This is a genomic window from Paraburkholderia fynbosensis (assembly GCF_902859935.1).
Lineage (GTDB): Bacteria > Pseudomonadota > Gammaproteobacteria > Burkholderiales > Burkholderiaceae > Paraburkholderia > Paraburkholderia fynbosensis.
In genome coordinates this window covers 98,448-110,719 of record NZ_CADIKI010000019.1, presented here as the reverse complement: position 1 = coordinate 110,719, position 12,272 = coordinate 98,448, and the positions used below count along the sequence as shown (strand labels likewise).

Annotated in this window: 17 protein-coding genes and 1 tRNA gene; 2 read left to right on the top strand and 16 right to left on the bottom strand. The window is 61.7% G+C overall.

Annotated features, from left to right (window positions below):
- Positions 1-213: 213 nt before the first annotated feature.
- The 3 genes from HV770_RS27600 to HV770_RS27590 all read right to left on the bottom strand — a co-directional run bounded on the left by HV770_RS27600 (position 214) and on the right by HV770_RS27590 (position 1,510).
- Positions 214-289, bottom strand: a tRNA-Thr gene (locus tag HV770_RS27600).
- Between the two features lie 19 nt (positions 290-308).
- Complete coding sequence (locus HV770_RS27595) at positions 309-830, bottom strand: ClpXP protease specificity-enhancing factor (RefSeq protein ID WP_175164730.1); 522 nt, start codon at positions 828-830, stop codon at positions 309-311.
- Positions 831-898: 68 nt separating this feature from the next.
- Positions 899-1,510 carry a glutathione S-transferase N-terminal domain-containing protein gene (locus HV770_RS27590; protein WP_006052302.1) on the bottom strand — a complete coding sequence of 204 codons (612 nt, stop codon included), beginning with the start codon at positions 1,508-1,510 and terminating at the stop codon, positions 899-901.
- Between HV770_RS27590 and HV770_RS27585 the strand changes: the two genes are divergently transcribed.
- On the top strand, positions 1,437-1,613 hold the full coding sequence (locus tag HV770_RS27585; protein ID WP_175164665.1) for a hypothetical protein: 177 nt from the start codon (positions 1,437-1,439) through the stop codon (positions 1,611-1,613). The two genes, HV770_RS27590 and HV770_RS27585, sit on opposite strands and share 74 nt — an antisense overlap.
- Here the strand turns inward: HV770_RS27585 and HV770_RS27580 are convergent.
- The 4 genes from HV770_RS27580 to HV770_RS27565 all read right to left on the bottom strand — a co-directional run bounded on the left by HV770_RS27580 (position 1,606) and on the right by HV770_RS27565 (position 5,353).
- Entirely contained in the window at positions 1,606-2,361 is a 756-nt protein-coding gene (locus tag HV770_RS27580; protein ID WP_175164729.1) for a cytochrome c1, read from the bottom strand. The genes HV770_RS27585 and HV770_RS27580 overlap by 8 nt on opposite strands.
- Positions 2,362-2,383: 22 nt before the next feature.
- Positions 2,384-3,763, bottom strand: coding sequence for a cytochrome b (locus HV770_RS27575; protein ID WP_175164728.1), 1,380 nt, complete (start codon positions 3,761-3,763; stop codon positions 2,384-2,386).
- Positions 3,763-4,386, bottom strand: coding sequence for a ubiquinol-cytochrome c reductase iron-sulfur subunit (gene petA, locus HV770_RS27570; RefSeq protein ID WP_175164777.1), 624 nt, complete (start codon positions 4,384-4,386; stop codon positions 3,763-3,765). The genes HV770_RS27575 and petA overlap by 1 nt, the downstream gene beginning before the upstream one ends.
- Before the next feature lie 220 nt (positions 4,387-4,606).
- Positions 4,607-5,353 (bottom strand): Nif3-like dinuclear metal center hexameric protein, encoded by a 747-nt coding sequence (locus HV770_RS27565; protein ID WP_175164727.1) that lies wholly within the window; start codon positions 5,351-5,353, stop codon positions 4,607-4,609.
- A gap of 19 nt (positions 5,354-5,372) precedes the next feature.
- On the opposite strand from HV770_RS27565, the gene HV770_RS27560 reads away from it, so the two are divergent.
- The gene (locus HV770_RS27560) at positions 5,373-6,593 is read left to right on the top strand and encodes a Do family serine endopeptidase (RefSeq protein ID WP_175164726.1); all 1,221 of its coding nucleotides are present in this window, start codon (positions 5,373-5,375) and stop codon (positions 6,591-6,593) included.
- Positions 6,594-6,735: 142 nt separating this feature from the next.
- Here the strand turns inward: HV770_RS27560 and tatC are convergent, their stop codons facing one another.
- The 9 genes from tatC to hisA all read right to left on the bottom strand — a co-directional run bounded on the left by tatC (position 6,736) and on the right by hisA (position 12,092).
- Positions 6,736-7,518, bottom strand: a complete 783-nt coding sequence (gene tatC, locus HV770_RS27555; protein WP_175164725.1) for a twin-arginine translocase subunit TatC — start codon at positions 7,516-7,518, stop codon at positions 6,736-6,738.
- A gap of 34 nt (positions 7,519-7,552) precedes the next feature.
- Complete coding sequence (tatB, locus tag HV770_RS27550) at positions 7,553-8,071, bottom strand: Sec-independent protein translocase protein TatB (RefSeq protein WP_175164724.1); 519 nt, start codon at positions 8,069-8,071, stop codon at positions 7,553-7,555.
- Positions 8,072-8,110: 39 nt separating this feature from the next.
- Positions 8,111-8,350, bottom strand: a complete 240-nt coding sequence (tatA, locus tag HV770_RS27545) for a Sec-independent protein translocase subunit TatA (RefSeq protein WP_168663708.1) — start codon at positions 8,348-8,350, stop codon at positions 8,111-8,113.
- A gap of 261 nt (positions 8,351-8,611) precedes the next feature.
- Entirely contained in the window at positions 8,612-8,977 is a 366-nt protein-coding gene (locus HV770_RS27540; protein ID WP_175164723.1) for a histidine triad nucleotide-binding protein, read from the bottom strand.
- A gap of 81 nt (positions 8,978-9,058) precedes the next feature.
- Positions 9,059-9,454, bottom strand: coding sequence for a DUF4870 family protein (locus tag HV770_RS27535; protein ID WP_175164722.1), 396 nt, complete (start codon positions 9,452-9,454; stop codon positions 9,059-9,061).
- An 84-nt stretch (positions 9,455-9,538) separates the two neighbouring features.
- On the bottom strand, positions 9,539-9,922 hold the full coding sequence (locus tag HV770_RS27530; protein WP_175164721.1) for a phosphoribosyl-ATP diphosphatase: 384 nt from the start codon (positions 9,920-9,922) through the stop codon (positions 9,539-9,541).
- Complete coding sequence (gene hisI / locus HV770_RS27525; protein ID WP_175164720.1) at positions 9,919-10,329, bottom strand: phosphoribosyl-AMP cyclohydrolase; 411 nt, start codon at positions 10,327-10,329, stop codon at positions 9,919-9,921. Before hisI ends, HV770_RS27530 begins: the two co-directional genes overlap by 4 nt.
- A 1-nt stretch (position 10,330) precedes the next feature.
- On the bottom strand, positions 10,331-11,104 hold the full coding sequence (gene hisF, locus HV770_RS27520) for an imidazole glycerol phosphate synthase subunit HisF (RefSeq protein ID WP_175164719.1): 774 nt from the start codon (positions 11,102-11,104) through the stop codon (positions 10,331-10,333).
- A 235-nt stretch (positions 11,105-11,339) separates the two neighbouring features.
- Positions 11,340-12,092 (bottom strand): 1-(5-phosphoribosyl)-5-[(5-phosphoribosylamino)methylideneamino]imidazole-4-carboxamide isomerase, encoded by a 753-nt coding sequence (hisA, locus tag HV770_RS27515; protein ID WP_175164718.1) that lies wholly within the window; start codon positions 12,090-12,092, stop codon positions 11,340-11,342.
- Positions 12,093-12,272 lie beyond the last annotated feature (180 nt).

Genomic DNA, 12,272 nt, shown 5'->3' with positions numbered 1-12,272 from the left:
ACCCGTCGCGGTCCGCAACTTGTCTTTTTAACGTTTAATGGCCATTAGTCATCTTTTGGCGTTCAACGCATTCAAGCTCGTTTCCATCCGCAATACGACCATTTATGCATCCCGGCATGACCAGGTTAATCGCACGCCCAATGAATTTGAATTGCGGACCCGCAAATAAAAAAACGGGGTTTCTGATCGAACAGAAACCCCGTTTCGTACTACTGGTGCCGGCTGCAGGACTCGAACCCGCCACCTCATGATTACAAGTCAAGCGCTCTACCTGATGAGCTAAGCCGGCGTGAGGCCGTGATTCTACTTCATTTTACGATCTTGAGGCGAGCCCTTCCGCCACCTTTCGAACCATCATCGTCCGGCTGGGGGACGTTCGTCGCGCTATCCGCCTTCGCCGCAGTTGTGTCACTCGCTGGCGACGTCTCGACCGCGCGCGGCGCTGCGGGTGCAGCCGGCGCTGCGGCCTCGTCCGCCGGGACCGCATCGGCGCCGGAATCCTGCGCTTCGCCGCCCGCCGACTCGACCGGAAACGCCATACCCTGCCCGTTTTCGCGCGCATAGATCGCGAGAATATTCGCGACCGGCACCTCGATCTTGTGCGACTTGCCGGAGAAACGCGCGCTGAACTCGATCCACTCGTTGCCCATCTGCAACTGGCTGGTCGCCTCGAAGCTGATGTTCAACACGATCTCGTTGTCGCGCACGAACTGACGCGGCACGCGCGTCTGATTGTCGACCCGGACCGCGATGTGCGGCGTATAGCCGTTGTCCGTGCACCATTCGTAGAGCGCGCGCAGCAGGTAAGGCTTCGTGGAAATCTCTTGCATCAACAGTCCTCTTACCGGGCTCGGGCCCGCGCAACGAGCTGCGCGGTGCCCTCACCCCAAAGCCAAACTCAACGACGCATCACCTTTTCCGAAGGCGTCAGCGCTTCGATATAAGCCGGGCGGCTGAAAATGCGCTCGGCGTACTTCATCAGCGGTGCGGCGTTCTTCGACAGCTCGATGCCGTAGTGATCCAGACGCCACAGGAGCGGTGCGATCGCGACGTCGAGCATCGAGAACTCTTCGCCGAGCATGTACTTGTTCTTCAGGAAGATCGGCGCGAGCTGCGTCAGGCGATCGCGGATCGCGAGACGGGCCTTCTCGTGATTTTTCTCGGCGGCCTTGCCCTTCTCGTTTTCGAGCGTGCCGACGTGCACGAACAGTTCCTTTTCGAAGTTCAGCAGGAACAGACGGGCGCGGGCGCGCTGCACCGGATCGGCCGGCATCAGTTGCGGATGCGGGAAGCGCTCGTCGATGTACTCGTTGATGATGTTCGATTCGTACAGAATCAGGTCCCGTTCGACGAGAATCGGCACTTGACCATACGGATTCATCACGGCGATGTCTTCCGGCTTGTTAAACAGGTCGACGTCGCGGATTTCGAAGTCCATGCCCTTTTCGAACAACACCAGCCGGCAACGCTGGGAGAACGGGCAAGTTGTGCCGGAATACAGAACCATCATGTTTACGTTTCCTCAAAAAGCTGAAGGGCCAGCGCACGGAAAAACCGTTCAGCAGGTTTCTCCTGGCGCCGGCCCCACGCCGGGTGACGGCGTGATTATTTGATATGTTTCCAGTACGCGGCGTTCAGTCGCCAGGCGAAAAAGCTCAGGATACCGAGGAACAGCAGCACCCACACGCCAAGCTGTTTGCGGGTTTTCTGCGTCGGTTCGGACATCCATGACAGGTACGACACGAGGTCGGCCACAGCAGAATCATAATCTACCGGCGACATCGTCCCCGGAGTGAGCTGCTGGAAGCCGACAAATTTGTGTACCGTCTCGCCAGTTTTTTCGTCCGTTTCGTCACCGAACTTCGCTGCACGTTGCCCCTGGAGCTGCCACAGTACGTGAGGCATGCTCACGTTCTCATACACCATATTGTTCCAGCCGGTGGGCCGCGTATTGTCGCGATAAAAACTGCGCAAATACGTGTAGAGCCAGTCCTTGCCCCGCGCCCGCGCTTCCACCGACAGATCCGGCGGCGCCGCCCCGAACCACGCTTTCGCGTCGTCCGGGCGCATCGCCACGGTCATCGTGTTGCCGACCTTGTCGGTGGTGAAGAGCAGGTTCGTCTGAATTTCGCTCGGCGTTATGCCGATATCGGTCAGGCGGTTGTAGCGCATCAAACTCGCACTGTGGCAATTCAGGCAGTAGTTTACAAACAATTGCGCGCCGTGCTGCAAAGAAGCGAAATTCTCCGCGTTATCCGGCGCGCGGTCGAGATGGAAATTCTCGTCCGCGTAAGCCGGAGCGGCCAGCACCGCGAGCAGTGTCGCGCCGATCAGCGCGCACGTCGAAAGCAGTTTCTTCATTTCGTGTTCTCCTGGCTCGCGATTAGTGAGGCTTGAACCGCACCCGTTCGGGCGGCTGCTTGAACTTGCCAAGCCGAGTCCAGAACGGCATGCCGAGGAAAAACGCGAAATAGATCAGCGCGCACACCTGAGCAATCAACGTCGAGGCAGGCGACGGCGGCCTGGTGCCGAGGAAGCCCAACGTCAGGAAAGCAAGCACGAAGATCCCGTAGAACACCTTGTGAAAAAAGGGCCGGTAGCGGATCGATTTCACCGGCGAGTGATCGAGCCACGGCAGGAAGAACAGCGAGATCACCGCGCTGCCCATCACCACCACGCCCCAGAACTTCGACTCGGTGAAGGCCATCGCCAGTATCACCAGCACCGCGAGCGCGGGCAAGCCGAGCTTCCACTTGCCGCGCGCGCGCACCAGCGCGAGCAGGCCGAGCAGCGCGATCACGATCATCAGCACGATCTTGAACGGATCGGTGGTGGCGCGCAGCATCGCGTAGAAGGCTGTGAAGTACCACACCGGCGCGATTTCCGGCGGCGTTTGCAGCGGATTGGCCGGCACGAAGTTGTTGGCTTCGAGGAAGTAGCCGCCCATCTCCGGCGCGAAGAAGATGATCGCCGCGAAGATCAGCAGGAACACCGTCACGCCCATGAAGTCGTGCACCGAGTAGAACGGGTGGAACGGAATGCCGTCGAGCGGCACGCCGTCCGGGCCTTTCTTCGCCTTGATCTCGATGCCGTCCGGGTTGTTCGACCCCACTTCATGCAGCGCGACCAGGTGGGCGATCACGAGGCCCACCAGCACCAGCGGAATCGCGATCACATGAAACGCGAAGAAGCGGTTCAGCGTGACGTCCGAGACCACGTAGTCGCCGCGAATCCACAGCGACAGATCCGGGCCGATGAACGGGATCGCTGAGAACAGGTTGACGATCACCTGCGCGCCCCAGAACGACATCTGCCCCCATGGCAGCAGATAGCCGAAGAACGCCTCGGCCATCAGGCTCAGGAAGATCAGGCAGCCGAAGATCCACACCAGTTCGCGCGGCTTGCGGTACGAGCCGTACATCAGCCCGCGGAACATGTGCAGATACACCACGACAAAAAACATCGACGCGCCGGTGGAGTGCATATAGCGGATCAGCCAGCCCCACGGCACCTCGCGCATGATGTACTCGACCGACGAGAACGCGAGCGTCGCGTCGGGTTTGTAGTTCATCGTGAGGAAGATGCCGGTGACGATCTGGTTGACCAGCACCAGCAGTGCGAGTGAACCGAAGAAGTACCAGAAGTTGAAGTTCTTCGGCGCGTAGTACTCGGAAACGTGCTTCTTCCAGGTGGAAGTCATCGGGAAGCGCCGGTCGATCCAGCCGGCCAGCCCGGTCGTCTCTACTTCGTGGTCGCTCGCCATTACGCTTCTCCTTTCTCGTCCTTCCCGATCACGAGGCCGGTGGCCGACGTGAACATGAAGCGCGGGATATCGAGGTTTTGCGGCGCGGGTTTGTTCTTGAAGACGCGGCCGGCCATGTCGTAGGTCGAGCCGTGGCACGGGCACAGGAAGCCGCCTGGCCAGTCGTCCGGAAGATTGGGCTGCGCGCCCGGCTGGAAGCGCGGCGTCGGCGTACAGCCCAGATGGGTGCACACGGCGACGGCGACTAGAAGATGCTTGTTCTCGGCGCGTGAACGGAATTCGTTGTTGCAGTACTCCGGTAACGGCATCGAAAAGGGATTCTTGCTGAGAGGATCCGCTACCTGGTTATCGGCTTTCTGGACATCGGCGAGCATCTGGTCCGTGCGGTTGATGATCCACACCGGCTTGCCACGCCAGGCGACGGTCATCATGTCGCCGGGCTTGAGATTGCTGATATCGACTTCGACCGGGGCGCCTGCTGCCTTGGCCTTTTCAGATGGTGCAAACGAACTAACAAAGGGTACGACAATGGCAACACCTCCGATGCCACCTGCTACGGTCGTCGCTACCAGCCAGTTACGGCGGCTGCCGTCGACGACGCGTTCATCTTCCTTGTCTCGCATCACAGGCCCCACTTCTGAGTTGGATTTTTCCTTCACGTCGCTTCTACCGCCGCTAGTTTGCGCGAATGGAGTCGCCATTTACAAGGGCCGATTGCCAAAAACCGTGCGAAGCCCTTGATAACTCAGGGTTTCTCCGTACGGATCGCAAACTTTTTTGTACCTCCTTTTAAGCACCCTCTGCGTTATTCGCGCCTTTTTCTTCTTTAATGCAAATCGCAATTCAAACTGGATTAGGGATATCGATAAAGAGGTGTTCCATATCGAACTGCTCGGACAGGTGCTTGCCCACCGCCTGCACGCCGAAGCGCTCGGTTGCATGATGTCCGGCCGCGAGAAAGGCGACGCCGCTCTCCGCCGACGTATGCATTATTGACTCCGAGACTTCGCCGGTCAGGTAGACGTCGGCGCCCGCGTTGATCGCCGCGTCGAACATGCCTTGCGCGGCGCCCGTGCACCAGCCCACGCGCCGCAGTTCGCGGTCCGGATCGCCGAACACGAGCGGCGTGCGGCCGAGTGTCTGCTCGATTTCCGCAGTGAAGTGCGCGAGCGTGATCGGCATCGGAAAAGTGGCGAGCCAGCCGAGACCGTTCTCGCCGAAGCGCGCGTCGCTGATCCAGCCCATCTTCGCGCCGATCTGCGCGTTGTTGCCGAACTCGGGGTGGTCGTCGAGCGGCAGGTGATAGGCGAACAGGTTCAGGTCATTGCCGATCAGCAGTTTCAGGCGCGCATGTTTGCGCCCGGTGATCTGCGGCTCTTCGTTGCGCCAGAAGTAGCCGTGGTGGACCAGCACGGCGTCCGCGCCCCAGTCGAGCGCGGCCTCCAGGAAGGCCACCGACGCGGTCACGCCGGTCGCGAGTTTATTGATCCGGCGCCGCCCTTCGACCTGCAATCCATTGGGGCAATAGTCCTTGAAGCGCGCGGTTTCAAGAAGATTGTTCAAGTACAATTCAAGTTCGATCCGATCCATATAAACCTCTAGTCTTCAGATGCTTAGACGCTTTTGGCTGTTCTTTGCCCAAGCGGTGACTGTGCTGTTGGCGCTGATGTTCATCATTGCGACCCTCAAACCGCAGTGGCTCCAGCGTCAAGGGCAATTCGGCAAGCAACTCGCCGAACCGATCGTCGCCCTGCGGGAAGTGGCGCCAGGCATCGGCAGCGGCCCCGCCCAGGCGTCATACGCGGATGCCGCGCAAAAGGCCATGCCCGCGGTCGTCAATGTGTTCTCCAGCAAGGATGGCTCACTGCCGCCCGATCCGCGTGCCAAAGATCCGCTGTTCCGTTATTTCTTCGGCGACAAGAACAAACGCAATCAGCAGGAGCAACCGGCATCCAACCTCGGCTCCGGAGTGATAGTGAGTTCGGAAGGTTACATTCTAACGAACCAGCACGTCGTGGACGGCGCCGATCAGATCGAAATCGCGCTGGCCGACGGCCGCACCACCAACGCCAAGGTGATCGGCATCGATCCTGAAACGGATCTGGCCGTGCTCAAGGTCAACATGACCAACCTGCCTACCATCACGCTGGGCCGCATGGACCAGACGCGCGTCGGCGACGTGGTGCTCGCGATCGGCAATCCGTTCGGCGTCGGCCAGACGGTGACGATGGGCATCGTCAGCGCACTCGGGCGCAATCACCTCGGCATCAACACGTTCGAAAACTTCATTCAGACCGACGCGGCGATCAACCCGGGCAACTCGGGCGGCGCTCTCGTCGACGAGAACGGCAATCTGCTGGGCATCAACACGGCGATCTATTCGCGCTCGGGCGGCTCGCTCGGGATCGGCTTTGCGATCCCCGTGTCGACCGCGCGCAGTGTGCTGGAGAGCATCATCACCACAGGTACGGTCACGCGCGGCTGGATCGGCGTCGAGCCGCAGGACGTGACGCCGGAGATCGCGGAGTCGTTTGGGCTCGATCAGAAGTCGGGCGCGATCGTTGCCGGCGTGCTGAAGGGCGGCCCTGCGGACCGCGCGGGCGTCAAGCCGGGCGACATCCTGATGAGCGTGAACGGCCAGGAAATCACCGACACCACGCGCTTGCTGAACGTCATCGCGCAGATCAAGCCGGGCACGGCCGCGAAGGTGCATCTGGTGCGCAAGGGCCGCGAGATCGATGTGGACGTGACGATCGGCAAGCGCCCGCCCCCGCCGAAGCAGCCGGTCGAAGATAACGGCGGCGGCGACCAGGACGACGACGCAGGCTAAGGCAGAGGGAAAGTACGCAGCGGGTCGCGCAGGGCATAGCGAGCGCCCAGCCGACCCCGGAAGCAAAAAGGGCAGTCCGCGAGGGGCTGCCCTTTTTGCTTTGCGCGGGTCCTGCTTACTGCAAGCCCCGGCGGGTGGCAGTTCAACCCGGCGGAGAACTCGCGTCTTCGACCACGATCGGCTGCTTGCGGACAATCAGGCGCGCAGCAATGATCCCCGCTTCGTACAGCACGATCAGCGGAATCGCCAGGATCAGTTGCGAGAACACGTCCGGCGGCGTCACTACGGCCGAGATCACGAACGCGCCGACGATCACATACGGCCGGATCTCCTTGAGCTTCTTCAACGTGACCACGTTCATGCGAACCAGCAGCACGACGACGATCGGCACTTCGAATGTCACGCCGAACGCGATGAACATCGTCAGTACGAAGCTCAGGTAGTTGTCGATGTCGGTGGTCATTTCCGCGCCGAGCGGCGCGTTGTAGTGCGCCATCACGCGAAAGATGGTCGGGAACACCACGAAGTACGCGAACGCCATCCCGCACAGGAACAGCGTGTAACTGCTGGCGACGAGCGGCACCACCAGCTTCTTCTCGTGCTGATAAAGCCCCGGCGCGACGAACGCCCAGATCTGGTACAGCACGATGGGCAGCGCGATCACGAGTGCGACCAGCATCGTCACCTTCATCGGCACGAAAAACGAGCCGGTGACGTCGGTGACGATCATCTTGCCGTCCTTCGGCAGGTTCTGCATCAGCGGACGTGCGAGCAGCCGGAAAATGTCCGGCGCCCAATAGACGAGTCCGATGAACACCACGATGACGGCAAGCCCCGCGCGGATGATGCGGTCGCGCAATTCGACGAGGTGTGAAATGAAGGTCTCTTCAGTGCCTTCGTTCTGGGTATGCTGGGGGTCGCTCACACCGGCCCTCGGTTAGAGATTGTCGTTCTGATCATCAGAAGAACCGCGTCGGACGACGCAGCGTGGCGGGCGTATGCCGCGCGACACGCGCCGCCCCCGATTGCACGCGCGTGCGACGCGTGGTGGCGCGTTTGTACCAGGTGGGCATGGCGGTCCGCTTGACGCGCCAGTTCTTGCGCCGGGGCGCCGTGGCCGGCGTGCTGCTCTGCCAGGACGAATTGCCGGCGTCTTCGAGCGCGCCGCCGGCAATGCTCGGCGACACCGACGTGCCGCTGTTCCACGCGTCGTTCAGTTCGCTCTCGTGCTTGCGCAGATTGTCCTGAACGGAGGTTTCGACATTGCTCGCGGCCGTTTCGAACTCGGTCTTCATGCGCCGCAATTCGTCGAGCTCGATTTCGCGCGTGACTTCGGACTTCACGTCGTTGATATACCGCTGCGCGCGGCCGAACAGCGCGCCAGCCGTGCGGGCGACGCGTGGCAGGCGCTCCGGTCCGAGTACGACCAGCGCGACGACGCCGATCAGCGCCATCTTGGTTAGACCGAGGTCCAGCATGAAGTGGAATGTCCGTCAGTAACGCGGGTGAGCCGCGGCTTAGCGGTAATCGCCGGAACGCGGCGCTTTTTCCTTCGCATCCACATCCACCGCGCCGTTGCGCGGCAATTCGCGCTGCTGCGCGTCACCTGCCGGCGTTTCGGCTTCCTTCACGCCTTCCTTGAAGCCCTTCACCGCGCCGCCCAAGTCGGCGCCGATGTTGCGCAGCTTCTTCGTGCCGAACACGAGTGCCACGATCAACAACACGATCAGCCAATGCCAAATGCTCAACGAACCCATGACTACTCTCCTTAACCCCGACACCGCACCGCGATGCGGCAAAATTCCTGCGCCTTGCGGCGTGACCGAAGCGCCTGCGCTTGCTCTGTCGCTTGCGCTTCCTCTTTACGTGACCGCGGACTGTTCCGATTCAACCGGCGACAGGACGAACGTCATTGTGGCCGAACCGTCGCGTCGTCGTTATTACAGTGCTTAAAAACGACAGCCGCGCTATTGTCCACGACCAAAACTCGCAGCGACGCGTGTGACCCCGCTTTTGCGTCAGCCCATCCGTTGCCAGGGGCGCGGTCCCGCGAGAATGTGCGCATGCAGGTGATATACCTCCTGTCCGCCGCCGGGACCGGTGTTGATTACCGTGCGAAAACCCGTTTCGCCGCCGGTGTAGGCAACCCCGAGCTGGTCGGCCAGACGCGCCACCAAGACAATCATTCTACCAAGGAGAGTCGCATCGCTTTCGGTGCAATTCGACAGCGTGGCGATGTGCTTGCGCGGGATCACCAGCACATGCGTCTCGGCGGCCGGACGGATGTCGCGGAAGGCAACGAACTCTTCGTCTTCGTGGACTTTGGTCGACGGAATCTCGCCAGCGGCGATCTTGCAGAAAAGGCAGTTCGGATCGTGACTCATCGTATTCCTGACGCGGTATGACTGGAGCGCGAAGCGACGCAGCAGAATTCGAGCAAAGCCCGATAAACGGGCGCACTACACTCAGACCCAGGCACGCGGATTCGCAAGCGGCTTGTTATCGTACAGATACAGCCAGCCCTTGATAATACGGTACAACATCCAGATGCTGACGGCCCACAGGACCGGAATGCCTATCACCACGAGCAGCAGCATGGCGCCGATCGCGTAACCGAGCAGACACAGCCAGAAGGAGCGGATCTGCCATTCGAAGTGGGCTTCGTACGGCGTGCCCGCCACGTCGGGCCGCTTCACGTAGTTGATGATGATTGCGATCAGGATCGTCAGACCGCCTGTCAGCCAGTGAACCGCGTATAGCGCATACAGCACATGGGTGAGCGTGCGTAGACTGCGTTCGCGTTCCGGCTCCATCGCGTGGCGATAAGCCGGCGGCGGGTAGCTCTGGTTCGGCTGTTCCATGCTTGCGTCCTCCCGATGATGCGCTCAGATGCGTTCAGTGCAATATGGGCGCCGGTGCGCGCGGCTTCAAGCCGGGCCGGCCGATCAATCGCCGTTCTGTTCGCGTTCGCGGCTCTTGCGCAGCGCCTTTTCCTCGATGCCCGACAGGCCTTCGCGGCGCTCGAGTTCGGCGAGGACGTCCGCCGGACTCAGATCGAAGTGCGACAGCATCACGAGGCAATGGAACCACAGGTCCGCGACCTCGCCAACGAGCGCCTTCAGCGCACCGCCATGGCGCGCGTCCTTGGCGGCCAGCACGACTTCGGTGGCCTCTTCGCCGATCTTCTTGAGCACCGCGTCATCGCCCTTATGGAACAGGCGCGAGACGTAGGAAACGTCCGGGTCGCCGCCCTTACGGCTGTCGATGATCGCCGCGAGGCGCAGCAAGGTATCGGAGGTAGACGACGTGGTTTGGGTGGATTGCGTCATTTGTAGATGTGTTCGGGGTCTTTCAGCACGGGATCGACGGCGAGCCAGTCGCCATCATCCACCGAGCCTTCGAATTTCTGGAAAAAGCACGAGTGTCGGCCGGTGTGGCACGCGATGCCAGAGACCTGCTCCACCTTCAGCAGCACGACGTCTTCGTCGCAATCGAGCCGCACTTCGTGCACATGCTGCACGTGGCCGGACTCCTCGCCCTTGAACCACAGGCGCTGGCGGGAGCGCGAGAAGTACACCGCACGGCCCAATTCGATGGTCTTCGCCAGCGCTTCGCGGTTCATCCACGCGAACATCAGCACGTCGTTGGTCGACGCTTCCTGCGCGATCACCGGCACGAGGCCGTTCGCGTCCCACTTCACCTTGTCGAGCCAATTCACCGCCGAAGGATTCACCACGTCACAACCTCACCGAAATGCCTTGATCGGCCATGAAACGCTTGGCCTCGCCCACGGTATGCTGGCCGTAGTGGAAGATGCTCGCGGCCAGCACCGCGTCCGCGTGACCGTTCCTGATGCCGTCGGCCAGATGCTGCAGGTTGCCCACGCCGCCCGACGCGATCACCGGAACCGGCACCGCGTCCGACACCGCGCGCGTGAGCGCGAGGTCAAAGCCGCTCTTGGTGCCGTCGCGGTCCATGCTGGTCAGCAGGATTTCGCCGGCACCGAGTTCGGCCATCTTGCGCGCCCATTCGACCGCTTCGAGGCCGGTGGCCTTGCGCCCGCCATGCGTGAAGACTTCCCAGCGCGGCGGCTCGCCGTCCGCGGACACGCGTTTCGCATCAATCGCGACGACGATGCACTGCGAGCCGTATTTGTCGGTCGCGTCTTTGACGAGTTGCGGATTCGCGACCGCCGACGAGTTCATGCTGATCTTGTCCGCGCCCGCGTTCAGGAGGCGCCGCACGTCTTCGACGGCACGCACGCCACCGCCGACCGTCAGCGGAATGAACACCTGCGAGGCGACCGCTTCGATGATCGGCAGGATCAGATCGCGCTGATCGGAGGTGGCGGTGATGTCGAGGAAGGTGAGTTCGTCGGCGCCCTGATCGTCGTAACGGCGGGCGATTTCGACGGGGTCGCCGGCATCGCGCAGTTCGACGAAGTTGACGCCCTTGACCACGCGTCCGGCCGTGACGTCGAGACAGGGGATGATGCGTTTAGCTAGAGCCATGATCTTGCAATTCTGCCAATACCGCTGATGAGGCCGCTCACCCGGGGGCTTGCGGCGCTATGCCGGCGCGACCAGCCGCGAGGCTGCCGAGGCTGGATCACGCCGCGAGTAAAGCGCGGCTACGACGCGCGACGCGTTTTTCCGCGGACGAAGCACCGCGTCCGCTGCAGACGAAGCGCGATCGGGCCACCGCGACGGCCCGGGCTCGGGGCTCCGCCGCGAGCCCGAAGCGGGGTTACGCGTCGTCCGATTCGCGCAGCCGGTCCGCGAGCGTCTGCGCCGCCGCGAAGTCGAGATCGCCCGAGTAGATCGCACGGCCGCAAATCACGCCTTCAATGCCTTCGTCTTCGACTTCGCACAGCGATTCGATATCGGAGAGGTTCGACAGACCGCCGCTCGCGATCACCGGAATCTTCACCGCGCGCGCGAGGCGCACCGTCGCTTCGATGTTGATGCCTTGCAGCATGCCGTCGCGGCCGATGTCGGTGTAGATGATCGATTCGCAGCCGTAGTCCTCGAACTTGCGCGCCAGATCGGCAACTTCGTGGCCGGTCAGCTTGCTCCAGCCGTCGGTCGCGACTTTGCCGTCTTTCGCATCCAGCCCGACGATGATGTGGCCACCGAACGCCGTGCACGCATCCTGCAGGAAGCCGGGATTCTTCACCGCCGCGGTGCCGATGATCACATACGACAGACCATCGTCGAGATAGCGCTCGATCGTGTTCAGGTCACGGATACCGCCGCCCAGTTGCACGGGAATCTCGCCGCCCACTTCCTCGATGATCGCCCGGATCGCCTCTTCATTCTTCGGCTTGCCGGCGAACGCGCCATTCAGGTCGACGAGGTGCAAACGGCGGGCGCCACGCTCGACCCAATGTCGGGCCATCGCCGCCGGTTCCTCGGAAAATATCGTCGCCTGGTCCATATCGCCTTGTTTGAGGCGTACACACTGACCGTCTTTCAGGTCGATGGCGGGAATCAGCAGCATAGCAATCGGGTGTTGTCTGGGAAGGGGTTGAAGGTCGGCGGTAGCGGCTGATGAGCCAGTCCGTCAAAACGCCGTTTCGCTAGTTTAGTACAAGTCTTTCGACGCCCTTGCTGAGCGTCCTTTGCAAGCGAAATCGCAGTGCGGCGGTTACGGCGCGCGGCAACCGCCGCATTTGCGGCG